Consider the following 24,501-nt stretch of genomic DNA (forward strand, 5'->3'; position numbering starts at 1 on the left):
CGATGCGGGCCCCAGAGACCCGCACCGCGCCATGTCAGCTCACACCGTCAGGCAGCTGCGCCACCCGTCAGGCCATTGACGCCGACGGGCTTGTCGCCACCGACCGTCACGCGCCTCATGGCGCGCGGGCCAAGGTTGGCGTCGACGTAGTCGCGGTTCGCGTAGTGCGACGTCGCGCGGTTGTCCCAGATGCCGACGTCGCCGGGCGCCCAACGGTGGCGGATGGTGTGTTCGGGCTGCGTCAGGTGCGCGTACAGCACGTCGAGGATCGCCCGCGACTCGGCCTGCGACACGCCGACGATGTGGGAGGTGAAACCGGGGTTGACGAACAACCCGCGACGGCCCGTCTCGGGGTGCACACGCACGACGGGGTGCTCGACGACGGGCAGCTCGGTGACGACCTCGCCGCTCCACTCCTGCCCACCGTTCTTGCGCAGGTAGGCGCCCCATTCGCGGTTGCCGTCGTGGGCGGCGACGAGCTGGTCGACGAGGCCGCGGAACGGCTCCGACAGCGAGTCGTACGCCGCCTGCGCGTCGGCCCAGGAGGTGTCGCCGCCGTAGTCCGGCAGCGTCACGGCGCGCAGGACGCTGATGGCCGGCGGCTCCTTCATGAACGTGACATCCGTGTGCCACTCGTCGGAGAACGAGAACTCGGGGTCGGAGGAGTCGATCGAGTAGATCTCCTTGCGCTCGTGCGTGCCCGCGACGGGGTGGCCCGCCGTCAGCTCGCCGAGCAGGTTTCCGAGGCGCACCTGAGCGTCGTCGTCGAACGCGTCCTGACCCCGGAAGAAGAGCACCTTGTGCGCGAGCAGCGCGCGGCGCAGGTCGAACGCTATCGCGTCGTCGACCTGCGCGAGGTCGACGCCGTGGACGATTGCGCCGAACGCCGGGCCGAGGCGTTCGATGCGCAGCCCGGGCGTCGCGACGGTGCCGCCGTGGCGCGCCGCTGCGCTCGTCGGAACACCCGTCGGTGCGCCGCTCGCGGAGTCGACGTTCGTGTCGGGCGTGGTGTCGAGGAGTGTCATGGCAGACCCTTCGTTGCGCTTGCCGCCGCGTCGGTCGACGGGCGGCCGGGTCGTTACTCGGGGCACCCCGGCGCGCGTGTGCGTTCGCATGGGGGTTGCCGCCCGGCCAGCCGAGACTTCGCGCCGGGGCTCGTGACCCACACATAACGTAGCACTGGCCAAACATAAAGGTCGAGTTATGCATCAACGGCGGCCACACCGTGACATTCGTCAGGGGCCCGCCGCACCCGGGCGGCCATACTGAGAGCAGAACGCCCGTGGAGCACTCCCCCTTCCGTGAGCAGCGGTGATCGATGGTTCATGATCGCCGTGACCGTGTTCGAGATCGGAGCGTCGATCGTCACGGTCGAGTTCGTGAAGTCGCATGGTGGCAGCGATTTGAGCGCGTACATGTGGTCGCTGCTCGCGCCGGCCGTCGGCGCTCTCGTCTACTGGGCGCGCACACGCCGCGCGTCAGGGGCCCGCGCCGCGATCCTCGCGTTCAACCTGCGCTCGGCGGCCGTCGCCATCGCGAACAGTTCGTTCCAGAACGCGTTCGCGTGGACGCAGATCATGACGGTGGCGGCGATGCTCGTCGGCATCACCCCCACCGTCATGATTGCGCGTCGCCTACGTCTGGACGGGCAACGGGCAGCCGCTCAGCACCGCCAGTGAGAGCTCAGGGTGCCCAGTGCGAGCCCAGCGGGTAGCCGCCGTTGTCGCCGTTGTCGGTCGTCTTCGTGGCGAGCACCTGGTGCAGGTGCAGCCAGCCCTCCTCGAACCCGAGGCGTGAACCGGCCATGTAGATGCCCCACACCTTCGCGGTCGGCAGGCCCGCCTCGGCGACGCAGAAATCCCAGTTCGCCTCGAGGTTGCGGCACCAGTCGCGCAGCGTCAGGGCGTACGACAGGCGCAGGTTCTCGTCGTGCTGAACCTCGAAACCGGCGTCGTGGCACTCCCTGATGAGCCGCCCCGGCGAGGCGAGCTCGCCGTCGGGGAAGACATAGCGATCGGTGAACGGCTCCGGCTTGGCCGATGCCGTGTCGTCGCGACGCGTGATGCAGTGGTTGAGCAGGCGGCCACCGTCGCGCAGCTTCGAGTGCAGGAACGAGAAGTAGTTGGCGTAGTTCTTCACGCCGATGTGCTCCGTGAGGCCGATCGAGCTGACGGCGTCGAAGCCCGTCTCGGTGACGTCGCGGTAGTCGCCGTGGCGGATCTCGACGAGGCTCTCGAGGCCCGCCTCACGCACGGCGCGCTGACCCCACTCGGCCTGCTCCTTGCTCAGGGTGACGCCTATGACGTGGACGCCGCGCTCGCGAGCGGCGTGCATCGCCATGCCGCCCCAGCCGCAGCCGACGTCGAGCAGCCGTTGGCCGGGCTGCAGGTCGAGCTTGTCGGCAACGAGGGCGAACTTGCGCTCCTGCGCTTCCTCGAGGGTGTCGTCCGGCGTGTCGAACACGGCACACGTGTAGGCCATCGAGTCACCGAGCACCTTCTCGTAGAACGCGTTCGAGACGTCATAGTGGTGCTTGATCGAGTCGGCGGCGCGACCCACCGGGTTCACCTTGGCGAGGTGGCGCTTCCAGCGGGGCTCGTTCTCGACCTCGGGCAGCGGCGGGTGGACGAACGCCTTCGGCCCCAGCTGCTTGACGACGGGCGCGAGCGCCGACGCGACGCCCTTCGGCGTCAGCTGCTTCGTGCGCACGTCACGCTTGATGCGGCTGAACACCTCGTAGGGGTCACCAGGGTGGAAACCGGTGCCGGTCAGCGTGCCCGTCAGATAGGCGCGGGCGAGGCCGAGATCGCCAGGGGCGCTGAGGAGGTAGCGCAGCCCCTCCTCGCTCTCGACACGCACGGCGATGTCGCTGTCGCGCGGGCCGATGTCGGTGCCGTCGTACGCCGTGATGCGGAAGGGCAACGGCTCCTCCAACACGGCCTGGACGGCCTGGGCGACGAGGGGGGTGGCGGTCGTGGTCTGGCTCATGCGTGCGTCCTCATCTTGTCAGCGAACTCAGGAAGGCGGCCCTGCGGGTCGTACTTCGTCTTCATGCGGCGGTATTCGTCTGCGCCGTACAGCTCTTCGAACGTCTCGGCGTCGTAGTAGACGTCGGAATAGAGCGACTTGTGGCCGTGCATCGTCGGCAGCACGGCCTCGATGTCGCGGTTGACGTCGCCGTCAGCCCGCCCGGGGGTGATGGCGACGGTGCCCCAGAACCCGACGTTGACGTACGTGCGGTTCGGTTCGAGCTGGTACAGCGGCCACGCGTCGTCGCCGCGCAGGCGCAGCGGGCACACCCACACGGGCGTCATGCCGACGTGCTCGTCGAACCACGGCATGAACGTCTCGAGCTGTTCGAGGGGCACCTCGACGTCCTGCACGACGCGCTCGCGCGGCAGTTCGCCGCGCATCTCGTCGATCTTCGCGGCGAAGCCCCAGCGGTTCTCCCACCCGACGATGCGGTGGTAGAAGTCGCTGCGACGGTACTTGCGCGGCCACACGCGTCGCACCTTCGGGTTCTGTGCGAAGAACGCGTCGGAGCACCAGAACCAGTCGGTGTCCCAACGCCAGATGTAGTCGTGCGCGCTCAAGGTGTCGCGGTCGAGCTCACTGATGCTCTTGTAGAAGATGTTCTGCCCCGTGTAGTCGCTCGGGCGGCGGCGCGTCTCGGGGAAGAAGTTGGCGAGCACGAGATAGGCCTCGTCCTTGCTGACGATCATGCCGTCGAGGCCGTCGACGCGTTCGCCCTGCCACTCGCGGGTCTCGACGATGGCGTCGATCGCTCGCGTCATGGCTGCGACGCTCGCGAACCGCACGTTGCGCGTCTCGACGAGGTCACCGATCGGCTGCAGTTCGATGCGCAGACGCGTCGCGTAGCCCAGGCTGCCGTAGCTGTTGGGGAAGGCGCGGAAGAGGTCGGCGTGCTCGTTGGTCGGCGAGGCGGTGAGCAGCTCGCCGGTGCCGGTGAGGATGTCCATCTCGAGGACGGACTCGTGCGGCAGTCCGTTCTTGAACGACGTCGACTCGATGCCGAGGCCGGTGACGGCGCCGCCGAGGGTGATCGTGCGCAACTGCGGGACGACGAGCGGCATGAGGCCGTGCTCGAGCGTGGCGTCGACGAGGTTCTCGTACGTGCACATGCCCTGGACGTCGGCCGTGCGAGCGTCGGCGTCGATGCTGATGACGCCCGTGAGGCCGCTGACGTCGAGGCCTACCTTCGCTTTCTCACGCGGACGGAAGAGGTTCGAGGTCTTCTTCGCGAGGCGCACCGTGGCGCCGGCGGGGATGGCTTCGAAGGAGGCCCTCAACTGCGCGACGGCAGAGGCGTGAGCGGCCTCACCGGCCAGTTCCACACTGGGCTGTTTTTTCTTATCGAACATCTATGCTCTCCACGTCTCAGGAAGTTACGCCTGCCCCGGTTGCAGCACCAAATCAGGCCGGCTCATTCCCGAGCAGCCGCTCGACCCAGGCGTTGCGGAACATGCCGGACGGGTCATGCCGACGCGCCTCGCCGTCGAGGGCATGCAGTCCGGGGAACTGTTCGCTGAGCTGCTGCGGCGGTGCCGCGTGCAACTTGCCCCAGTGCGGACGCGGGTGGCCGAGTGCAGCTTCGAGGGCCGGCAGTTCACGGCGGACGGCGTCCGGGTCGCGGCGCCAGGTGAGGTGGATGGCGAGCATCTCGCCGGTGGCGAACGGGCTCGCACTGAGGCTGTCGCCGGCGACGGCGCGGATCTCCATCGAGTGCGCGAGGCGGGCGAAGACATCGGCGAACCGTGGCAGCGCTCGCAGGGCGTCCGCGACCGTTTCACGTGAAACGAAGTACTCGCTCTGCACCTCGTCGCCGACGCTGGGGGCGAAGTCGCTGCGGAAGTGAGTCAGCCGTTCGGCGCTCGGCCCGTGAACACCGAGCTGCTCAGTCACCGCGACGGGATCAGCGCCTGGGCTCGGGTGACGAGGGCTCGTCGCGGCGCGGGCGCCGGCGAGCTGAGCCGGAGCATCGACGCCGCGCGGACGCTTGGCGAAGAGCAACGCCCGACCGCCGTCGCTCCAGTCGGGGGCGATGCTGAACGAGTAGAGCGGGCGCGTCAGGTCGTCGAGATGGTCGACGAGGGCGTCGTATTCGAGCCCTTCGTACACCGTCGTCGCGATGTCGAACGCGGGCACGACGTCGAGGATCAACTCGACGACGGGCCCGAACAGACCGAGATGCACGGGATAGTGCTCGAACCCGGGTTCGCCGCGCGTCATCGTGTGCAGATCGCCCGCAGCGGTGACGTGGGTGAGCGAACGCACCGCAGACGCGAGGCTCGGACGCTCCCATCCGGAGCCATGCGTCGCCGTCGCGATGGCCCCGGCGACGGTGATGTGCGGCAGTGACGCAAGGTTCTCGAGCGCCCAACCACGCTGCGCGAGAACGGCGTTGACCTGCGCATACGTGGCGCCGCCGTCGATGGTGACGCAGCGTGCGTCCTCGTCGAGGTCGATGCGACGCTCGAGGTCGAGGAGGCTGAGCTGCACGCCGTCTGTGTCGGCGATGTCGTTGAAGCTGTGGCCGGTGCCGACCACCCTCAGCCGCCCACCGTCGGCCGCTGCCCGGCAGACCGCATCCTGCACCTGCGACGTCGTCCGCGGCGCGTATCGCTCGCGTGCTTCGAAGACGACGGTGCCGGCCCAGTTCGTGGCAGGGAGCGCGCTCATCCCCCGACGTTATACCCGCCCGACGGCGCTCGCCCGGGGTGCTCGAGGCCGGGGTGCTGGCTCTACCGGCGAGTGAGTCACTCGTGTCCGGGTGAGTCAGTCAGGACTGACTCACCCGGACGTTGGTGACGCAGCTGGATCTCACGTCGCATGCGCCGCCCTGCGGGGCGTGGCGCGACGGGAGTCGAACGATCAGATCGAGACGACCATCTTGCCGGTGTTGGCGCCGTTCAGCAGGTCCATGAACGCCTGCGGCGCGTTCTCCAGGCCCTCGACGACCGTCTCGTCCCACTGAACCGAGCCATCGGCGAGCCACGTCGCCATCTTCTGCTGGAACTCGGGCACGAGGTCGCGGAAGTCGCTCTGGATGAACCCGCGGATCGTGATGCGCTTGCCGATGACGAGCGCGAGGTTGCGCGGCGCGGCGGGCGGCTCCGTCGAGTTGTACTGCGCGATGGCGCCGCACATCGCGATGCGCCCGTGGGTGTTCATCGACGAGATGGCCGCCTCGAGGTGGTCGCCCCCGACGTTGTCGAAGTAGACGTCGATGCCCTCCGGCGCGGCGTTCTTGAGCAGGCCGCGGACGTCACCGTCCTTGTAGTTGAAGGCGGCGTCGAAACCGAGCTCCTCGAGACGCGCGATCTTCTGTGCGGAGCCCGCCGAACCGATGACGCGGGACGCACCCTCGAGTTTCGCGATCTGACCGACGAGCGAGCCGACGGCACCGGCCGCGCCGGAGACGAACACCGCGTCGCCGGAGTGGAATTCACCGACGCGCATGAGTCCGCCGTACGCCGTGATGCCGGGCATGCCGAGCGCGCCCAGGTAGGCGGACGGCGACACCTGCGCGCCACCGACGTTCGTCGAAACCTTGCGTGCCGCCTTCGCGGGCACGACGGCCATGTCGCGCCAGCCGAGGCCATGGAGGACGAGGTCACCCTCCGCGAAACCCTCAGCGCGGGATTCGACGACCTCGCCGACCGCGCCGCCGTCGAGGGGCTCGTCGATCTGGAACGGCGGGACATAGGACTTCACGTCGTTCATGCGGCCACGCATGTACGGGTCGACGCTCATGACGGTGTTACGCACGAGCAGTTCGCCGTCGCTGAGGGCGGGGAGTTCCCGCGTCTCGAGGCGGAAGTTGTCGGAGGTGGGCGCGCCATGGGGGCGCGATGCGAGCACGATCATCTGAGAAGTCGTCATGCCCTCACATTGCCACGGGCCACCGACAACGCTCCAACCGAGCCGGTCGAAGCCCCCTGCGTATCCACGGTCCACGACGGTCGATTCAAGGGCGAATGTGACCGAAATCGCGGATGAGGACGCCGCTTGCGAAGATGGCCGAATCGCAGATGGGGACGACAATCGCGGAGGGGCGGGCCTTCAGGGACGCAGCGCGTCAGTGGTGGTCGCGCAGTTTCAGCTGGTAGTAGACCGTCGCGCCCGTGGTGTCTAGCTGTTCGAAGCCGTGCGATTCGTACAGGCGGTGCGCGTAGGCGTTGTTGCTCTGCGTGCTGACGCGAACGTGGTGCGCACCGTTCTCACGGGCACCGTCGAGTACCGCTTCGAGCAGCGACCCGCCGACGCGGCGTCCGCGTGCGGCTCCGTCGACGAACAGGTCGGCGATCACCCAGTCGTGAGTGAGGTGGATCGAGTCGAACGCGCGGTAGACCTGCGCGAACCCGACGACGCCCACGCTGTCCCGGGCGCCGAGGACGAGCGTCTGCCCCGTCTCGATGCGCTCGGCCAGAAACGTCCGCGCGTCTGGCGTTGGCGCCTTGCCGCAGAAGCTGCGGTACTGCTCGAACAGATCGACGAAATCCTCGACGTCCCCAGGCATGGCATGTGCGATATCGATGTTCACGCCTTCATCTTGCCCAATCGCGCACGCAGCGGCCTCTGGGCACCGCAGAGCGGTTCGCCGGACTCGACGAACCGCTCTGCGGGCGTCAGGTCACAACGAGCGGGCGATGAGTTCCTTCATCACCTCGTTGGCGCCGCCGTAGATCTTCTGGATGCGCGCACCGGCGTACATCTTCGCGATGGGGTACTCGAGCATGAAGCCGTAGCCGCCGAACAGCTGCAGGACGCGGTCGATGACATTGCACTGCACGTCCGTCGTCCAGTATTTCGCTCGCGAGGCGGTGGCCGAGTCGAGCTTGCCCTCCATGTGCAGCATGATGCAGTGATCGAGCAGGGTGCGGGCGGCGAGCACGTCCGTCGAGCACTCGGCGAGCACGAAGCGCGTGTTCTGCAGGTCCATCAGCGTGCCGTCGAACAGTTCACGCGACTTCGCGTGCTCGACCCCGAGCTTCACGGCCAGCTCCGCCGATCCGACGGCGGTGCACGCGAGGCCGAGGCGCTCCTGCGGCAGCTGCTCCATGAGGTGGTAGAAACCGCGCCCCTCCTCGCCGAGCAGATTCGCGACGGGTACGCGCATGTCGGTGAAGTGCAGTTCGCGCGTGTCTTGACCGTGCTGGCCGATCTTCTGCAGCACGCGCCCGCGCTCGAAACCGTCGAGGTCGGCCGTCTCGAGCACGATGAGCGAGATGCCCTTGTGCCCGGCGGCCTTGTCACGCTCGCAGGTGCGGGCCACGAGGACGATGAGGTCGGCGTGACCGGCGTTCGTGATGAACGTCTTCGAGCCGTTGATGATGAACTCGTCGCCGTCGCGCACCGCGCGCGTCGAGACGCGCTTGAGGTCGGAGCCCGCGCCGGGTTCCGTCATGCCGATGGCGCCGACCCATTCGCCGGAGCACAGCTTCGGCAGCCACTTGCGCTTCTGCTCCTCGGTGCCGTAGGCGACGATGTAGTGCGTCACGATGATGGCGTGGACGACGAAGCCCCACGAGTCGTCACCGGCCTTCGCCTGCTCGATGGCGACGACGGCCTCGTGCGCGAACGTCGCGCCGCTGCCGCCGTACTCCTCTGGCACCGACAGGCCGAGCAGGCCCAGCTCACCCGCCTTCGTCCAGACGTCACGATCGACCTGGTGCTGTTCGCTGTAGCGGTCGATGTTCGCGAAGATCTCGCGGCTGAACGTGGCGGCGAGACGCTGGAGGTCTTCCAGTTCGTCGTCCATCCACGGCGAGCGGTACGGCAGGGGTGCGGCCGGGCCCATGGGTCTTTCCTTTCGTCGGTTCCACCAGTGTGCCCCACATCACAACAACCTTGGCGCTGCGGGCGCGTCTCATTCACTGCACGCCGCACCGGCTCCTTCACCCGAAGGGACCAACGACCCTGAATCTATGTTGACCGTCAGGTACGCTTTATCGAACGCAAGTGGTGAAATCCGACACGCGTAGTGGGTCTGACGTCCGACCGGGTGGTGGCGGACGACAGACCCGCGCGAGCCGCCACGGCGCCGCGCACGGGGGAAGCGCAACCGAGAACGAGGAGCTGCTGCATGGCCAGCCATGACGCCGGGTGGGAGGCGTTCCGCGAGGAGTTCCGCCACTGGATGGAGCTTCGGGGGATGACGAGCAGGGCCCTCGCCGCTCGCCTCAACGAACTCTCCGTCGACCAGCCGTTCGACGAGCACGTCGTCAAGCGATGGCGCCACTCCACGTCACCGCCCCTCGAAGCCGTGCGTCACATCGCCTCGCTGCTCGCGATGAGCGACGATCCGAGCGGTCAGGCTCCCTACGATCCCGCGTTCATCCTGCGTCGCATGGGCCTGCTCGCGCCCGCCGCGCCGGCCCAGGAACTTCTCGACACGAGCCTGCGCCTGCAGGAGCTTCGCCTGCGCCTCAGTGAGGTGCGCGGCCAGCTGAGCCGCCACGCCGCGCGAACCGGCGCCGGCCAGCTCGTCCAGACGGCGCTTTCGTATGGGTACGCCGCGGCCGTCTTCCCCGTCTGGGAGGGGCCGGTCGGCTATCCGATGCATGTCGCCGACCGCATCGACTTCCGCACCCCGCGCGACGACATCCCTGCCGTCGAGGAGAACGACGAGATGCTCGCCGCGCTCGTCGCCAACGCCGCCGTACCGGGCACCCGCCATCCACGATTCAGCACCCAGCCTGATGATCTGGCTGAACAATCGCACTGGGCGATCCAGCTCATCGGCCGCCCCTCGATGCGCAACGGCAAGGCCATCCACCCCGCCGCGCCGGCGATCGCCGTCACCGCCTCGACGACGAGTGCGTGGGCCGACGACGTGGGCGGCATCATCGCGTGGCTGCTCGGCTACGGCTTCGTCTCGACCCGCGAGATCGCGCGTGAGCTGACGCGCAACCCGATCGCGACGGACGCGCTGCGCAGCGAGGTGCACGATCAGTTCGTCGCGCGCCCGCCGTCGCACCACGTGTGGACGCACCACAGCGTCATGGTGCCCGAGGACAACCCGAACTCACCGTGGGCCGCAGCCGACGGAACCGGCTCGCCCGGCCTCGTGCACATCCGACTCGTCGAGGATCACCGGCTCATCGAGTGGACGTCCGAATGGCTCGGCGGGCAGCTCGGCATGAGCGCCGAGGAGGCTCTGACGCTGGCGGAGACCACCGCGTCCACCGTCGAGGCCCGCCTGCACAGCGGCGCGCTCGCCCACGTGCGACGACGCACCCTGCTCGTGCCGACACCGTTCGCCGAGACGCCGGCGCAGCGGTGGGAGAACGCCCTCGGCGCGGCGCTGGCCGCGACGCGCTTTCTCGCCGAGCTCGGCGTCGAGCGCACCGACGGCCTCGACGCCGTGCATGATCGGTTGCTGCGAGACGAACCGGACATCGCCCACTCTTTGCTGCGGTGGCTGGCCGACCACGAGTGCCCCCTGGTCAATCCGAAATTTTCGTCCTGGTCGAATAGGGCCTGACGAGGGTCGGCGAAAATTTCTGTCCACAGGTCGGACAACCGACTTAGTGGGCGGCGAAGCGAGCCGCGCCTTCCTACACTGGCCGGAAGCCACGGCATGCGCCCGCGTCGGACACGGGCACGCTCACGAGGGGACCACCGACGATGGCAGCGCACGACTCCAGCTGGGAGATCTTCCGCAGCGAACTCAAGCATTGGATGGAACTGCGCCGCTTCACGAACAAGGCGCTCGCCGAGGCGATCAACGCAGACCTGCCCTCCAGCGGTCTGAGCGCACCCGTCGACGAGCAGATCATCAAGCGCTGGCGGCACTCGACGTCACCGCCCCTGATGACGCTCAAGGTCATCGGACGCATCCTCGGCATGAGCAGCGACCCCACCGGCCGCGCGATCTACGACCCGACGCACCTGCCGCGTGTCATGGGCATCCTCGACCCCGCCCCCGAGAACCCCGAGCTCATCGAAGCGGCCTACCGGCTGCAGACGGTGCGCGCCAAGATCGCCGAGGCCCAGAGCACCCTGACGGCGATCACTGCTGACGAGGGCGCCGTCAACGTCGTGCGCACGGCCACCGCGTCGGGGCTCGGCGCCGCCGTCCTGCCCGTCTTCGAGGGCCCGCGCGGCTACCCGATGCACGTCTCCGACCGCATCGACCTACGCGCACAGGGCGCCGAGGCCACCGCGCCGCAACCGAACCAGTACCCCCTCGTCCACGACGCGCTGCACGACGCGTTCGCCGTCCGCAGCCGACGCGCACCGCGCTTCGCCGACACGAGCCTGCAGCCCAACCCCGACGCCTACGCCGCCTGGGCCGTGCAGCACGTCGGCTGCCCGCGCGCGAGCGAGGTGCATCGCCCCCATGTCGGCCTGCCCGCCATCGCCATCACGTCCGTCACGACGACGCCGTGGCCCGACGAAGTCGGCGACCTCATCGCGATGGTGCTCGGCTACGGCTTCACGACGACGCGTGAGCTCGCCCGCGAGCTCGTGTGCGACCCCTATGCGGCGGAACCGCTGCGCGCCGACATCCATGACAACTTGCTCCACGCGGCGACCCCGCTGCGTCGCGTGTGGACGCACCACGGCGCCGTCGTTCCGCCGGCGAACGACCATGCACCGTTCGGCGACGCGCAGGGCCGCGCGACGAGTCAGCTGCTGCACTTCTACGTGCGCGAGGACGATGCGTCCCTGCGTCACGCCGCTGAGCACCCGGCGGGCCGCCTCGACCCCGTCTCTCCGGAGGAGCTCGACGCCGCCGTCGCCCGCACGAGCGCGACGCGCGCGGAACTCGACGCTCGGTTCGAGCGCGTGCAGGACAACCCGCGCATCCGACGCATCGACTACGCCTTCACGCCCGAGGCCGAGGACCGCTGGGCGCTGGTGTTCGAGATGACGCTGGCGATCCTGCGCACGCTCGACGAGCTGGGCGTGCGCCTCAACCTCACCGAACTGCACGAGCGACTCGCGCGCACCGAACCGCAGGTCGCACCGCAGGTGCTGCGCTGGCTCGCCGACCACGACGCGCCGTTCGTCGAGTCGCGTCACCGCACGTGGCACTGACGGGCGACTGACGCGCGGCGCCCTGCGACGAGGAGACCCCGTTCAGGCGGCCGGCGCTCAGCGCAGCGCGTGCAGCCAGGCGCGGGCGCCCGCGAAGGCCTCGTCGCTCGTCTCGGGAGCGACGTCGACGGGACGCTTGTCGGCGCGCGCGTACGAGCCGAGATAACGCACGTCGGCGGCGACGCGCTTGAGCCCCATGAGCGCCTCCCCGACACGTTCGGACGCGATGTGCCCCTCGATGTCGAGCGAGAAGCAGTAGCTGCCCATCGCCTCGCCCGTCGGGCGCGATTCGAGGCGCGACATGCTGATGCCGCGCGTCGCGAACTGCTCGAGCAGTTCGAGCAGCCCACCGGCGCGGTCGGCGTGCTGGTACAGCACGAGCGTCGTCTTGTCGTGGCCCGTCGGCGCGGGGGTGCGGGGGCGGCCCGCGGCGTCGCGGGCCTTCGTCACGAGGACGAATCGGGTGACGGCGCCCGCGTTGTCGCCGATGTGTGTGGCAAGGGTCTCGAGGCCGAAGACGTCGGCGGCCATCGGCGCGCACACGGCCGCCTGGAAGTTCTCGGCGGCGTCATCGGCGAGGCTCTGCGCGGCGGCGGCCGTCGACAGCGTCGGCACGTAGGTCGCCTGTGGCAGGTTCGACGCCATCCAGCCGCGCACCTGCGGCCACGCGTGCGAGTGCGACCCGACGCCCGTGATCTGCTCGGCGCGCGTGCCCGGGCGGGCCGCGAGGACGAACGTGATCGGCACGAGCACCTCACCGACGAGCAGCAACTGCGAGTCCGTGGGCGCGCCGGCTCCCGCGTTGAGGGCGTCCAGCGTGGAGCTCACGCCACCTTCGACGCTGTTCTCGATCGGCACCATGACGCCGTCGACGCCACCCGAACGCACCGCGTCGAGGGCTGCCGGGACGGTCGCGAACGGGACCGAACGTTCCAGGGCAGCAGCGACGAGGCCGTCCGTCGTGGTCGGGGCGGCGGACGAGCTGGCAGTCTGGTGCGGGTGCGAACTCGCCTCACCTGGGGTCGAAGCACCCGCGGCAGGCGCGGTCGCGGCCGCCCCCTCGTCACTGGCGGGACGCACCGCTTCGGCGGCGTCACGCGTCTGCTGCTCTAGCCACCCCCGCAGCGCAGCCTGCGTGAACGTGCCGGCAGGGCCGAGGTAGCCGTAGGTCGGTTCGTCGTGCGTCATCGGGCATTCCCCTCACCGGCGCGCGCCGCGGCGACCGCCTGCTTCTCCTCGGGCGTGAGCTCGCTCGAGCTCGCGCCTGCTTCGACACTCTTGGCGTACGTGCGTGACTCGGCGCGCCCGTGGATCGACGAGATGACGAGCCCGTCACCGGCGTCATCGACGAGGGCCACCGAGAACGACAGCTGACCCGCCATGTCGCCGAACGCGTCGTAGCGGACGACGGCGACGTGCTTGAGCGCGCGTCGCGAATCGGCACGGGCTGCGGCGAGTTCGGTTCGGGCGGAGGCGATCTCGCGCGCCAGCTGCCGCGGGCCGCCGTCGTCGTCACCGATGATGGTCGCGAGGCGGACCTCGCTCGCGCGGACCTGCAGGAGCGCCCACCCGGCGAGCAGGAGAGCACACACTGCGACGGCGAGAGCGACGGCGATCACGACATCAGCCTATGCAACCGGGCGTGGTCGATCAGACCGGCACCCAGGCCGGGAATTCGACGCCAGCGAGGGCGGCCACCATGAGCGCCGCGAACAGCAGGCACACGACGCCACCGGCGGTGCGGATGGCGGAGAGGCTGAGCCGCTTGAGCAGCGCCTTTCCGGCGACGGCGCCCAGCGCCGAGACCAGGGCGAGCGCGAGGAACGCCGACAGGCCGACGAGCCAGGGGTTGCCGCCACGCGCGACGAAACCGGCGGTCGCGAGCTGGCTCAGGTCGCCCCACTCGGCGAGGAACAGGATGAGGAAGCTCGCCCCGATCGCCTTGAGCCCCTCGGCCGGCTTGGCCTTGGCACCGAACTCCTCCTCGGCCTCCGCCTCACCCTCATCGGCCTCCTTCGCGCCCTTGATCAGCACGAAACCTGCGACGAGGAACAGCAGCGCGACGATGGCGTGCACCGGCTTCTCGGGAAGCAGCGTGAGGACGCGTCCGAACAGGACGGCGACGACCGTCTGGACGGCGAACGCCGACGCGACACCGATCCACACGTACAGCGGTCGGTATTTCGTCGCGAGCACGAGCGTCGCGATGAAGGTCTTGTCAGGGAGTTCGACGAGGAACAGCGTCGTGAAGACGGTCAGGACGAGAGCGAGATCCACGGGCCACGAGCCTACCGGGTCGCAGCGAGGATCCAGGATCAGCGACTACGCTTGAGCAGTGTTCCGTCGGTGGCTCGTGACTGCTCTCGTCGCCGCCGTGACGTTCGCGGCGCTCGCCGTGGGCATCTCCGTCGCCAAGTCCGACACCTCCCCCACGCATCGCGCGCTGCCGGGCAACCTCGTCGTCGTCGGCATGCCGGGGCTGACATGGAGCGACATCAACCCCGACACGACACCGACGCTGTGGGACATGTCGCAGCACGCCGCCGTCGGCAACCAGCTCGTCCGCGTCATCAGCGACCACTCGTGCAGCGACGCGGCATGGGTGACGCTGGGCTCCGGTACACGCACCCCGCTCGGCTACAGCCCGCCGATGGCGGCAGCGTCCGGCACGAACGACTTCTGCCCGCCCCCGGTGAAAGGCGAGTACGACGCGACGCACCACACCTACCGCTACCCGCAGTGGAGCACGTGGGCCAAGGACGCGCTGAAACGCAACATCCCCTCACGCATGGGGCTCGTCACCTCGACACTGGAGAAGGACGGCCAGTGCGTCAGCGCCGTCGGAGAACGGGCAACGCTCGGTGCGGCGAACCGTCAGGGCGTCGTCTCGCACTACTGGCCGAGCATCTCCGGCGCTGACCTCGCCGCGTGCCCCGTCACGTACGTCTCGCTCGAGGGGCGCAGCGACGCGCAACTGCGTCAGGTGCTCGACGCGGCACCCATCGACACGACCGTCCTCGTCACCGGCCTCACCGACGACGAACGCCCCGAATCGCCGCGCGCGATCATGCTCGACGGGCCGACGGTCGGCTCGGGCATGCTGCGCTCGCGCCAGACGCGTCAGCGAGGGATCGTCACGACGACCGACATCTCCGCGTTCGTCCTCGAACGCACCCCCCGCGCGCCGGTGCTCGGCGAGGGGCGCCCCCTGTCGATCGAACCCGTCTCGACGCCCGCCGCACTGCGCTCGGTGCGCAACACCCAGACCCTCCTGCGCACCGAGCGCAACCTCGTCGGGCCGTTCTTCGTCTGGGTCGCGGCCCTCGGCGCGCTCGCCGTCACCATCGGGGCGTGGCTGTCGGTCCGCGCGCGCTGGTGGCCCTGGAGCGGACGTGACGTGGCCGACGGCAACGACGCGGGCGTCGGTGCGGGCCCATGTCCTGGTGTGGCGTGGTGGCCATGGCGAGGACGCGACGCGGCTGACGGCGACGCCGCGGCCCGCGCCGTCATGACGCGCCGGCTGCGGGTGGCGCGCGGCTGGTGGGCGACGACGGGTGCGCTGCTCGGTGCGGTGCCGGTGGCCACCTTCCTGGCGAACCTCTACGCCTGGTACCTCCACGACCATGCGTTGGCGTGGCTCGGCGGGTGCGTCGTCGTCATCATCGTCGTCATCGCGACGCTCGCACTGCTCGGGCCGTGGCGTCGCTGGACGCCCGGCCCTGCCGTCTTCGTCGCCTCCTGCACCGCGCTGGTGCTCGCGATGGATGCGGTGCAGGGATCGCCGCTGCAGCTCGTCAGCGTGCTCGGGCTGCAGCCGGTGTACGGCGGCCGATTCTTCGGGATGGGCAACGTCGGATACGCGCTGTTCATGACGTCATGCCTGTTCGTCGCGGCGATGCTCGCGGGGCGTTATCGCGCGATGAAACGGCCGCGGCTCGCATTGCTGACGGTGCTCGCGATCGGCGTGCCCGCCATCCTCGTCAACGGGGTGCCGCAGTGGGGCAACGAGGGTGGCGGCTCGGCAGCGTTCGTGCCCGCCATCATCTACCTGGCGATGCGTGCGCGCGGGTGGCGGATCACGCTGACGCGACTGCTGCTCGCCGCGTTGGGCGGTGCTGCGTTCGTCTTCGTCATCGGCTGGCTCGACTACCTGCGCGGCGAGAGTGCGCGCACACACCTCGGCGACATCTTCGCCGGCCTCGTCGGCGACGGGCAGGTCAACCCGATCAGGCGGGTGCTGTACGCAAACTGGCACATGCTCAACACGCATTGGTTCTACTGGTTCGTGCCGATCTGGCTCGTCGTGTGCATCGTCGTGCTCGCGTTTCCCGACGGGCCCGGGCGCTTCCTCAAGCCACTGCTCGTGCGCGTGCCCATGATGCGGCACGGCCTCATCGCCATCACGATCATGCTCGCCGCCGGATTCCTCGCCAACGACTCGGGCACCTCGATCCCGCCCGCCGGGGCGCTCGTCATCATGCCACTGCTCGTCATCGTCGCGGCGCGCCTCGGATCGCCGCGCACGAGCGAAGCCCCTCGCGTGCCTGCCGTGAAGAGTTGACGGCCGTACCCATCTGCGATTTACGTCCACATTCAACGGACGTTGCGGGCAGGCGAATGTGGACGAGAATCGCAGATGGGTACAGGCTTCCGGGGGCTTCGAGCCCTTCCCACTGCTCCCTTCACACCGTCGCCGACGTGGAGCCGACGTCGGACGCGCGCCGCGCTCGGCCCCTTCCGTCAGACGACGACGCCCCCGGCAGCGACACGCGTGAGGCCCCCGCACCTGACGATGTGGGGGCCTGACGAAGAGTGCAGGCGAGGTAAGCGCCTGGCGACGGAGTCGACGAGGCAGACGCCCCACGCTGAGCCCTGACTCACCAGGATCTGACGGTGAGAGCCGCGTTCAGTGCGACCTGATGGCGGACGTCAGCGCAGCGTGATCTGGCGCGAGACGATGCCGTTGCGGGCGCGTCGTTCGTCGGCGGTGAGCGGCTCGGTCTCGAGCGAGGCGAACGCATCGTCGAAGGCCTTGGCGAGTTCGGCCATCGGCGCGGTCTGCTGCTCGGGCAGGCGGTCGGTCGCGACCTCCCACACGGGCGTCAGCACACCGCACGCACGGAACGCGCCGAGGAGGCGGCCTTCGTCGTCGTTCTCCGGCATGCGTGCCTTGCCGGATGCGGACAGGCGGGCGAGCGCGTCGGTGGCCTTGTTCTCGTCGTGCGGCAGCACCCAGCGGATGAAGGCGCGGTCACCGATGAGGCACCAATAGGCGGAGTCGACGCCGTCGATCGGGGCGGTCGGAGCGATCGACTCGTTGGCGTCCTCCATCGAGACGGAGGCCTCTTCGCCGATCTCGTGCTCCTCGGGGATCCAGAAGTCGAACGTCTCGTGCACGGTCGGTTCGAACGTCGTGCTCGTGATGATGTCCTGCAGGCGCGGCGTCGCGGCGCTGACGCGCGGCGGTGCGGGCAGCGGCTGGCCGTTCTCGAGCTGCGTGACGGCGATGAGCTGCGCGGCGACGTCGCGGCTCGCGTCGCCGGATCCACCGCCTGTCTGCAGCGCCACCATCATGTCGCCGTCCTCGCGACGCAGGCCGGGCCACGCCATCGGCAGGATCGTCGCGATGACCGCCTCGTGCTCCTGCCCGTCGACCTCGAAGGTGACCTTTGCCGTCGCCGACGGGACGATCTCTCGCATCGCCACCCAGTCCGTCTCACCTGCGAGGCCCTCGAATGGACGCGCGACGAACGGCGCCGGCATCTGCGACGGATCGAGCGGACGCTTGTTCTCTTTGCCCTTGCGGCGTGAAGCCTTACCCATGGTCGATGAGTCTAGTGATGTCGCGTGCCCGCGGCGGCGCGATGCGTCATCTCGCTGCGGTAGTGGAACGTCGTCAGGCGCGCGGCGTCGGCTGGGGCCACACGCGTGTCGCAGCGGGCGCATCTGCCGAGCGTGCGAGGCCGATGCGCCGCAAGACACGCAGAGAAATGTTTGGGCGGGCGGCCGCGGAGGCGGCCTGCCCGAGCTTGCGAGGTCAGGCGCGCCTGCGCGACGGGCCGCACGCGTGTCGCAGCGCGTGCATCTGCCGAGCGTGCGAGGCCGATGCGCCGCAAGACGCGCAAAAAAACTTGGGCGTCGCACGTCGACGCCCGCGCTGGGCGAACGTAGTGAGCTCAGGCGCGGCGTCGGCTGGGGCCGCCCAAACTGGCCCACACCGTACGGCCGTTGCGTTCGTCGCTGACGCCCCATTCGTGGGCGAGGGAGCGGACGATGCGCAGGCCGCGGCCAGAGTTGACCCATTCACTCTTGGGTTTGGGCATGGGGATGTCGTCGCCGCCGCCGTCGGTCACTTCGATCTCGACGCGCGGGGCGCGCACCTTCCAGTGCACGCGGATGCTGCCGTCGGGCAGGGGCTTGGCGTGGCGGATGGCGTTGGTGACGAGTTCGCTGACGACGATCTCGCATTCGCCGATGACTTCGTCGCTGATCTCGCCGTCGGAGAGGTCGTCGACAATGGTGCGGCGGATGCTGGGCACGGATTCGAGCGTCCAGTCCAGGCGGACAGTGCGGACGCGGGCGTCGCTCGACATGTCGTGGCTACCTCGTGCGGTCGGACCTCGCGGGGCGGGGTGGTGTTCAGCGTTCGTTCAACCTTGCCACACATCGCAACGGGCGTGGGGTTGGGTGCGCGGCCACACGGGTGCGCCGCGGCGGATCCGAGCGAAGTGGGTGACTTCGAGCGCTCTGCCGCTCTTATCCGCCCATTTCGTTCCGATTCACGTTCTGCGGCGTCCGCCAGACGGCGCTCCGACCGGAATTCAGTGGCGGTGGGGATCGGGAGGCAGTCGACGGAGGGGCAGGCGCTGGTCGATGCTGAATGCTGCCGCCTGCAGGGCTCCGCGGGCGTGGGGCCACACGGCATCCAGGGCTCCGTGAGCGTCGGATTCGGGCCAATCCCGAGCGAAACTCTCATCATTTGGCACTGCGAACTCACACAGAAGCTCAGCGCGAACGGCGTACATGCCGTCGTCCCCGGTGGCGGTGATGTCGATACGAACCCGGGCCGCCTTCTCGAAGTGGGCCGCGTCGAAACTCGCACTCATCTTGCCCGCGAGAGGAGCCCACTCGGGTAGCTCGTCGTCAGCTTTCACAGCCGCGCTGGTGCTCAACACCGTCACCGCTCGCAGCTCTACGTCGACCCCGGCGATCAGCACGGTCAGCCACCCACGGCGAAGATCATGGTGCGGGCATCGCGTCGCGCACGAGGCACTCCCACCACCGGAGCGACATCTTCGGGCTCGATGTCGACGGTCAACGTCGGGCGGGCAGGGTTGACGACGTGTCGCACCTCTGCGCCCACGGCGATGGCATAGCGACGCAGCGATGACAGGTGGAGATCGCGGTTTCCTGCTTCGATGCGCGCGACACCGCTCTGCGAGATCCCCATGCGTTCGCCCACGTCACCTTGGGACAGGTTCTTCGCCTTGCGCAGCTCGACGAGGCGGCTCAGCCACTCCTCCTCGTGCACGAGGTTGCGCTCGGCGAGACGATCCTCGTCCGTCTCTGGCCCGAAGATGTCATCGAGAAAATCCATCACACACCCCCACGTATGCACTCAGAGTCATATGCCCCAGTATGACTCATGAACCGAAATGCGCGAGGCGCACCGCCTCAGCCTCGTCCATGTGCCCGTTCTGGGCTGCGCGCCACCCTGCTGTGTCGGGGTACTTGGCCCGGAACGTCAAAAAGGTGAGCTCATCGAGGTGCTCGGGCTCGGTGAAATACAGCCGGGCTGCCAGGTGAGAACGGTCCTCGTCGATGACGTTCTTCCACCGCATCTCGAGCACGAGTGGCCGCCGCACGGATTGTTTGACGTCGTGCGCGCATCCCCTCTGCGACGGGCCGCAGGGACAGAACTGCAATGTGCCTTCCAACGCCCGGTCGCGCTTGCGCTTGATCTGAGCGCGCAGGTCGGCGCGAACCGCCGGCGGCAGGGACGCCAGCATCTCGCGCAGGCCAGGGTCTGCTCGAGCAAAATCCGGCGTCACCCACATCGCGGCGCCGTCACGCGTCGACCGGACTCCGGGCGGCCACGCCAGCCTCATCCGGCACCTTCACTCATCATGATCCCGAGAGTGCCACTCGCCACCCGACAACGCTCAACGCTCACTCGAGTAGGGCCTCAGCGCGGTTCAGCACCTCACGAACCGAAGCGGTACGCCGCTGGCGGCCGAACGTGGCGAGCGTGGCGGCCTGGACTTCGGGGGCTGACGCCGGAGCGCCGAGCTGGTCGGTCCAGTAGCGCAGCGCGTTCGCTACTTCGCGTGGACACAGATCCTCCGGCTTTGCCCGGGGCCCGGGCCCGAATTGCGTCCACTCCGCGAGCTTGATGTCCACCGGCCAGATGAAGCCATCACTGTCGATGTCGCCCGGGAGCTGCTTGATCTGGCGCATCAGGCTCCGCCGCAGGGCAGGTGAGATGCGACGCTCGAAGGCTGCGGCAGTAAGCCGCGCCAGCCGTTCCGTCGACACCGGCCCTTCTGTCTCTACGATGATCTTCAGCGCGCCTTGCACACGTTGACGGCAAGCGTCCCGTTTCAAGTTCTCGATGTCCGAACGCTCCCCGAGGATGACGGGGTGCCACGGTTCGTATGCCAGCCGTTCGTCGCCAAGTGGGGCACCGTCCAGCACTGCGGGGATGGCGGGGATGGGGACCTCCGGCGTGACGGCCCCGTCGATGTCCTCCGCGGGCATAAGCTCGCGCCGCGCTGGCATGGGCTGCCCACCCCCGTACAGTGCGCGTCCAACGTCGTCACGAATCGCAGCGAGACGGCGCGCCCCTTCAACGTCTCCCAGCGCATCGAGGAGTTGCGCAGCATGGTCACCGGCGCGCCATGCGTCGTGGGGTTCGAGAACGTCGTTGTGTCTTTCCGTGTTCCGGAGCTGTCGCAGCTGGGTGCCGAGGGACGAGACGCGTCGGGGATGTCGCGGGTCATCGTCAAATGGGTAGCCGAGTTCACCCAGTCTCTCGGTGAGCATGCGCAACTGCGCGGCGAGGTCGTTTCGCGAGTACTGGCCGCGTGGACGCCCCCGGGATTCGTCGAGGGCTCGGAGAATCTCCGTCCATTCCAGACCGTGGAGGAACTCACGAAGACGCGCGTCGATCAGCGGCTCGAGTCTTTCTTCGAGAGCGTCGAGAGCCCGGCGGACCTCGTGCCTCGTCTGCACTGGGTCACTCATCGCGCGTCCTCCGCATACTTCGGGGCCAGGGTTTCCATCTGCTGCATGACTCTCACGATGGCTTCGGGTTGCTGATCCGGCGGGTAGCCGTACTTGCGCAGCAGTCGTCGGATGGTGGTGCGTAGCTTGGCGCGCACGTCTTCACGCACCGTCCAGTCGATGCGCGTGTCGCGTCGCATGGCGGCCACCAGATCACGCGCGATCTGAGCGAGCACGTCGTCGCCCATGACGTCGACGGCGGCTTCGTTCTCGGCCACGACGTCGTAGAACGCCAACTCGTCATGTTCCAGCGGTGGTGAGAACCGCTCACCACGCCGCCCCTCGGCTGCGGCCTCCTTGGCGAGCTCGACGAGCTCGGCGATCACCTCGGCCGACGTCAGCTGCTGGTTGGTGTACTTGAACATCAGTTCGTTGACGCGTTCGGAGAACAGCTTGGAACGCACCTCGTTGCCGGCGGTCGCGGTGCGCGCGTCGGTGAGCAACTGCGCCTTGAGCGCGTCGATCGCGGCCTGTGCACGGTCGGGCTGTGCGGCCTCTTCGATCCAGGTCGGCGACAGGTCCGACAGCGTCGGCGGTTCGAGCCCGGCGGCACGGTAGATGTCGACGACACCCGTCGCCTCGGTCGACTCGACGACGAGGGCCCCAAGCTGCAGTTGGATGTCCTCCGGGATCGGTTCACCGCGCGCGACACGATCGGCGGCGTCGCGCTTCGCCATCCACTCGCGCACCTCACCGAAGAAACGCACCTGCGGGCGCACCCGCTCGACCGTCGTCTCACCGGCTGCGAGCGCCCACGCTCGCGCGAGCTTCGCGGCGGTCACCCGGAACTGCTCACCCAGGGGCCGCACGTCGGGGTCGCCCTCGTCGCGGTTGCCCGGCGTCAACGGCGAACGCAACGCATTCGTGACGGCGAGCGCCGCGTTGCGCCACGCGCGCGGCGTGTCCTCGTTCGCGAGGGCACGCCAGTCGACGCCGGCAGCGGTGACGGTCTCCTCCAGCGAGTCGACGAGGTCGAACACGATCTCCGCGGCGTCACCGGCCGTCTGCCCGACGGCTTTCTCACCGGGCGTCCCGGCCTCGCGGGTGAACTCGCCGAGCGCCTTCGTCAGGTTCTCCGCGAGCGGCGCGTACGCGACGAGCAGGCCGTCGGCCTTGCCCCGGTAGGTGCGGTTGACCCGGGCGAGGGTCTGCATGAGCAGTGCGCCCTTGAGCAGACGGTCGATGTAGATCGTGTGCAGCGCCGGCGCGTCGAAGCCGGTGAGCATCATGTCCTTGACGATGACGATCTCGAGCGGGTCGTCCGCGTTCTTCATCCGCTTCTTCACGGCGGCCGTCGCGCTGGGGCGTCGCAGGTGTTTCGTCACCTCGGCGTCGTCGCTCGGCGTGGCGTTGTAGACGACCTTGATGACGCCCTTGTCGTCGGCGTCGTCGTGCCATTCCGGGCGCAGCGCGACGATCTTCGCGTAGAGACGCGCCGCGGTGCGTCGCGTCGCGCAGACGATCATCGCCTTGCCGGGCCCGCCGATGAACGGCGTCATCAGTTCGCGCCGCCTCTCCCAGTGGCTCACGACGTCCGCGGCCAACTTCTCGAGACGTTCGTCGGAGCCGTAGATCGTGTCGAGCTTGGCGATGCTCTGCTGCAGTCGCGCTTTGTCGGCGTCGTCGAGCCCGGCGGAGACCTCCTCGGCGCGCTCGTCGATGTCTTCGTCGCCGAAGCCGTCGACGCGTTGCACCTGGATGAGGCGCTGCTCGAACGCGACCGGCACGGTCGCGCCGTCCTTGACGGCTCGCAGCAGGTCGTAGACGTCGATGTCGTCGCCGAACACGCGCCGCGTGTCGCGCTCACCTTCGGCGATAGGGGTACCGGTGAAGGCGATGAGCGTCGCGTTCGGCAACGCCATCTTGAGGTGGCGCGCGTACCCGTCGAGGGTGTCGTAGTGGCTGCGGTGCGCCTCGTCGGCCATGACGATGATGTTGCGCCGATCCGACAGCAGCGGATGGTCGGCGCCCGCTTCTCGTTCGCTCTGGGTGAGGCCGAACTTCTGCAGCGTCGTGAAGTAGATGCCGCCCGTCAGCTGTTCGCTGAGCAGGCGCCGTAGCTCGTCGCGCGAGGCCACCTGCTTCGGTTCCTCCGGCAGCAGCGCGCTCACCCGGAACCCGTCGAAGAGCTGGGTGTCGAGTTCTTGACGGTCGGTGATGACGACGACCGTCGGGTTCGCGAGGCGCTGATGGCGCATCACCTTGGCCGTGTAGAGCTCCATCTCCATCGACTTGCCGGAGCCCTGCGTGTGCCAGACGACGCCGGCGCGGCCGTCACTGTCGACGGCGTTGATGGTGGACGCGACGGCCTTCGTCACGGCGAAGTACTGGTGGGGTTTGGCGATGCGCTTGCCGAGGCCTTCTTCGGATTCGTCGAAGGCGATGAAGTCGCGCATGATCTGCCCGAACCGGTCGATGTTGAACAGGCCCGTCAGCGTGAGGTCGAGTTCGGTCGTCGCCTCACCGTCGAGGTCGGTCTCGCCGAACTCCATGAGGTGGCCTTCTTCGTCGACGTTCCACGGCGCGAAGTGGTTGTAGGGCGTCCACGGCGTACCGTACTTCGCGCTGATGCCGTCGCTCGCGACGACGAACGCGCAGAACCGGAACGCCATCGAGAATTCGCGCAGGTACGTCTGCAACTGGTTGTAGGCGCCCTCCACCGTCGCGTTCTTCGCCGCGGCCTGCTTGAGTTCGACGATGACGAGCGGCAGCCCGTTGACGTAGAGGACGACGTCGAAGCGACGCTCGCGCTCACGGCTGCGGATCGTCACCTGCTGCACCGCGAAGTACGCGTTCTTCGAGACATCGCCGTGCGCCATGAAATGGATCGTCGGGCTCTGCTCGCGACCCTCGTCGTCGACGTACGTGATGCCCGTGTAGCCGCGGACGAGGATGTCGTGCAAGCGCTTGTTCTCCGCCAGCGCGTCCTGCGACTGCGGCGCGAGCACCTCGGCCTTCGCCTGCTGCAGGTACTCCTCGGGCACCCCGGGGTTGAGGTCGCGCAGCTTCTGACTCAGCGTGCCGTGCAGCACGATGTCGGCCCACGACTCGCGCTCCTCCGAACCGGGCGCCAGCTCCTTGCCGTGCTTCGGCTGCCACTCCAGATCGGCCAGCTCGTCGAGCACGAGCTGCTCCCAATCGGCCTCACTCATG

At 68.7% G+C, this 24,501-nt stretch carries 21 protein-coding genes and 1 riboswitch; of the genes, 4 read left to right on the top strand and 17 right to left on the bottom strand.

From position 1 onward, the window contains the following. Window positions 1-47 precede the first annotated feature (47 nt). Window positions 48-1,025 carry a TauD/TfdA dioxygenase family protein gene (locus DYE07_RS07440; protein WP_200829267.1) on the bottom strand — a complete coding sequence of 326 codons (978 nt, stop codon included), beginning with the start codon at window positions 1,023-1,025 and terminating at the stop codon, window positions 48-50. A gap of 10 nt (window positions 1,026-1,035) precedes the next feature. Continuing rightward, a riboswitch (SAM riboswitch) is annotated at window positions 1,036-1,163 on the bottom strand. A gap of 162 nt (window positions 1,164-1,325) precedes the next feature. Here DYE07_RS07440 and DYE07_RS07445 point away from each other — a divergent pair. Then, window positions 1,326-1,679: a hypothetical protein gene (locus tag DYE07_RS07445; protein WP_115296667.1), complete on the top strand. Its 354-nt coding sequence runs from the start codon at window positions 1,326-1,328 to the stop codon at window positions 1,677-1,679. Window positions 1,680-1,683: 4 nt separating this feature from the next. Here DYE07_RS07445 and DYE07_RS07450 read toward each other — a convergent pair whose 3' ends face one another. From DYE07_RS07450 to DYE07_RS07475, 6 genes are all read right to left on the bottom strand, one after another. Further along, on the bottom strand, window positions 1,684-2,988 hold the full coding sequence (locus DYE07_RS07450; protein WP_115296668.1) for an SAM-dependent methyltransferase: 1,305 nt from the start codon (window positions 2,986-2,988) through the stop codon (window positions 1,684-1,686). Next, window positions 2,985-4,382 (bottom strand): FAD-binding oxidoreductase, encoded by a 1,398-nt coding sequence (locus tag DYE07_RS07455; RefSeq protein ID WP_115296669.1) that lies wholly within the window; start codon window positions 4,380-4,382, stop codon window positions 2,985-2,987. Before DYE07_RS07455 ends, DYE07_RS07450 begins: the two co-directional genes overlap by 4 nt. Window positions 4,383-4,434: 52 nt before the next feature. Next, a complete protein-coding gene (locus tag DYE07_RS07460) occupies window positions 4,435-5,700 on the bottom strand; it encodes an FAD-binding protein (protein ID WP_006947139.1) in 1,266 nt (421 codons plus the stop codon). Between the two features lie 192 nt (window positions 5,701-5,892). Next, window positions 5,893-6,903: an NADP-dependent oxidoreductase gene (locus tag DYE07_RS07465; RefSeq protein WP_115296670.1), complete on the bottom strand. Its 1,011-nt coding sequence runs from the start codon at window positions 6,901-6,903 to the stop codon at window positions 5,893-5,895. Window positions 6,904-7,099: 196 nt separating this feature from the next. Next, window positions 7,100-7,564, bottom strand: coding sequence for a GNAT family N-acetyltransferase (locus DYE07_RS07470; protein ID WP_051805511.1), 465 nt, complete (start codon window positions 7,562-7,564; stop codon window positions 7,100-7,102). Window positions 7,565-7,654: 90 nt separating this feature from the next. Beyond that, window positions 7,655-8,821, bottom strand: coding sequence for an acyl-CoA dehydrogenase family protein (locus DYE07_RS07475; RefSeq protein ID WP_062257185.1), 1,167 nt, complete (start codon window positions 8,819-8,821; stop codon window positions 7,655-7,657). A gap of 285 nt (window positions 8,822-9,106) precedes the next feature. Between DYE07_RS07475 and DYE07_RS14715 the strand changes: the two genes are divergently transcribed. Together DYE07_RS14715 and DYE07_RS07485 are read left to right on the top strand one after the other, a co-directional pair. Next, window positions 9,107-10,507, top strand: a complete 1,401-nt coding sequence (locus tag DYE07_RS14715; RefSeq protein ID WP_062257184.1) for a hypothetical protein — start codon at window positions 9,107-9,109, stop codon at window positions 10,505-10,507. A gap of 143 nt (window positions 10,508-10,650) precedes the next feature. After that, window positions 10,651-12,066 (top strand): hypothetical protein, encoded by a 1,416-nt coding sequence (locus DYE07_RS07485; RefSeq protein WP_115296671.1) that lies wholly within the window; start codon window positions 10,651-10,653, stop codon window positions 12,064-12,066. 57 nt (window positions 12,067-12,123) lie between these two features. Here DYE07_RS07485 and pheA read toward each other — a convergent pair whose 3' ends face one another. The 3 genes from pheA to DYE07_RS07500 are packed head-to-tail and all read right to left on the bottom strand — an operon-like array spanning window position 12,124 to window position 14,343. After that, entirely contained in the window at window positions 12,124-13,254 is a 1,131-nt protein-coding gene (gene pheA, locus DYE07_RS07490) for a prephenate dehydratase (RefSeq protein WP_115296672.1), read from the bottom strand. Further along, window positions 13,251-13,685, bottom strand: a complete 435-nt coding sequence (locus DYE07_RS07495) for a DUF4446 family protein (RefSeq protein WP_115296673.1) — start codon at window positions 13,683-13,685, stop codon at window positions 13,251-13,253. The genes pheA and DYE07_RS07495 overlap by 4 nt, the downstream gene beginning before the upstream one ends. A gap of 31 nt (window positions 13,686-13,716) precedes the next feature. Continuing rightward, window positions 13,717-14,343, bottom strand: a complete 627-nt coding sequence (locus DYE07_RS07500; protein WP_115296674.1) for a TMEM165/GDT1 family protein — start codon at window positions 14,341-14,343, stop codon at window positions 13,717-13,719. A gap of 58 nt (window positions 14,344-14,401) precedes the next feature. On the opposite strand from DYE07_RS07500, the gene DYE07_RS07505 reads away from it, so the two are divergent. Beyond that, window positions 14,402-16,627 carry a hypothetical protein gene (locus DYE07_RS07505; RefSeq protein WP_115296675.1) on the top strand — a complete coding sequence of 742 codons (2,226 nt, stop codon included), beginning with the start codon at window positions 14,402-14,404 and terminating at the stop codon, window positions 16,625-16,627. Window positions 16,628-16,995: 368 nt separating this feature from the next. Here the strand turns inward: DYE07_RS07505 and DYE07_RS07510 are convergent, their stop codons facing one another. The 7 genes from DYE07_RS07510 to DYE07_RS07540 form a co-directional block, all read right to left on the bottom strand. Continuing rightward, window positions 16,996-17,889: a DUF5926 family protein gene (locus DYE07_RS07510; protein ID WP_074045903.1), complete on the bottom strand. Its 894-nt coding sequence runs from the start codon at window positions 17,887-17,889 to the stop codon at window positions 16,996-16,998. Between the two features lie 353 nt (window positions 17,890-18,242). After that, the gene (locus DYE07_RS07515; protein WP_006947063.1) at window positions 18,243-18,659 is read right to left on the bottom strand and encodes an ATP-binding protein; all 417 of its coding nucleotides are present in this window, start codon (window positions 18,657-18,659) and stop codon (window positions 18,243-18,245) included. Between the two features lie 228 nt (window positions 18,660-18,887). After that, window positions 18,888-19,283, bottom strand: coding sequence for a hypothetical protein (locus DYE07_RS07520; RefSeq protein WP_115296676.1), 396 nt, complete (start codon window positions 19,281-19,283; stop codon window positions 18,888-18,890). Between the two features lie 2 nt (window positions 19,284-19,285). After that, window positions 19,286-19,663 (bottom strand): helix-turn-helix domain-containing protein, encoded by a 378-nt coding sequence (locus DYE07_RS07525; protein ID WP_115296677.1) that lies wholly within the window; start codon window positions 19,661-19,663, stop codon window positions 19,286-19,288. A gap of 46 nt (window positions 19,664-19,709) precedes the next feature. Then, entirely contained in the window at window positions 19,710-20,123 is a 414-nt protein-coding gene (locus DYE07_RS07530; RefSeq protein ID WP_074045900.1) for a hypothetical protein, read from the bottom strand. A 112-nt stretch (window positions 20,124-20,235) separates the two neighbouring features. Next, a complete protein-coding gene (locus DYE07_RS07535) occupies window positions 20,236-21,309 on the bottom strand; it encodes a Swt1 family HEPN domain-containing protein (protein ID WP_115296678.1) in 1,074 nt (357 codons plus the stop codon). Further along, window positions 21,306-24,500, bottom strand: a complete 3,195-nt coding sequence (locus DYE07_RS07540; RefSeq protein ID WP_115297110.1) for a type I restriction endonuclease subunit R — start codon at window positions 24,498-24,500, stop codon at window positions 21,306-21,308. The genes DYE07_RS07535 and DYE07_RS07540 overlap by 4 nt, the downstream gene beginning before the upstream one ends. Window position 24,501 lies beyond the last annotated feature (1 nt).

It is taken from the genome of Dermacoccus nishinomiyaensis, assembly GCF_900447535.1.
Classification (GTDB): Bacteria; Actinomycetota; Actinomycetes; order Actinomycetales; family Dermatophilaceae; genus Dermacoccus; species Dermacoccus nishinomiyaensis.

Bases quoted from the DNA above. Each gene is read 5' to 3' on its own strand.
- DYE07_RS07450 (WP_115296668.1), bottom strand. From the start codon at position 2,988: ATGAGCCAGACCACGACCGCCACCCCCCTCGTCGCCCAGGCCGTCCAG.
- DYE07_RS07445 (WP_115296667.1), top strand. From the start codon at position 1,326: ATGATCGCCGTGACCGTGTTCGAGATCGGAGCGTCGATCGTCACGGTC.
- DYE07_RS07530 (WP_074045900.1), bottom strand. From the start codon at position 20,123: ATGTGGGTGACGCCGGATTTTGCTCGAGCAGACCCTGGCCTGCGCGAG.
- DYE07_RS07535 (WP_115296678.1), bottom strand. From the start codon at position 21,309: ATGAGTGACCCAGTGCAGACGAGGCACGAGGTCCGCCGGGCTCTCGAC.
- DYE07_RS07475 (WP_062257185.1), bottom strand. From the start codon at position 8,821: ATGGGCCCGGCCGCACCCCTGCCGTACCGCTCGCCGTGGATGGACGAC.
- DYE07_RS07510 (WP_074045903.1), bottom strand. From the start codon at position 17,889: ATGGGTAAGGCTTCACGCCGCAAGGGCAAAGAGAACAAGCGTCCGCTC.
- DYE07_RS07440 (WP_200829267.1), bottom strand. From the start codon at position 1,025: ATGACACTCCTCGACACCACGCCCGACACGAACGTCGACTCCGCGAGC.
- DYE07_RS07540 (WP_115297110.1), bottom strand. From the start codon at position 24,500: ATGAGTGAGGCCGATTGGGAGCAGCTCGTGCTCGACGAGCTGGCCGAT.
- DYE07_RS07460 (WP_006947139.1), bottom strand. From the start codon at position 5,700: ATGAGCGCGCTCCCTGCCACGAACTGGGCCGGCACCGTCGTCTTCGAA.
- DYE07_RS07485 (WP_115296671.1), top strand. From the start codon at position 10,651: ATGGCAGCGCACGACTCCAGCTGGGAGATCTTCCGCAGCGAACTCAAG.
- DYE07_RS07465 (WP_115296670.1), bottom strand. From the start codon at position 6,903: ATGACGACTTCTCAGATGATCGTGCTCGCATCGCGCCCCCATGGCGCG.
- DYE07_RS14715 (WP_062257184.1), top strand. From the start codon at position 9,107: ATGGCCAGCCATGACGCCGGGTGGGAGGCGTTCCGCGAGGAGTTCCGC.
- pheA (WP_115296672.1), bottom strand. From the start codon at position 13,254: ATGACGCACGACGAACCGACCTACGGCTACCTCGGCCCTGCCGGCACG.
- DYE07_RS07525 (WP_115296677.1), bottom strand. From the start codon at position 19,663: ATGGATTTTCTCGATGACATCTTCGGGCCAGAGACGGACGAGGATCGT.
- DYE07_RS07455 (WP_115296669.1), bottom strand. From the start codon at position 4,382: ATGTTCGATAAGAAAAAACAGCCCAGTGTGGAACTGGCCGGTGAGGCC.
- DYE07_RS07515 (WP_006947063.1), bottom strand. From the start codon at position 18,659: ATGTCGAGCGACGCCCGCGTCCGCACTGTCCGCCTGGACTGGACGCTC.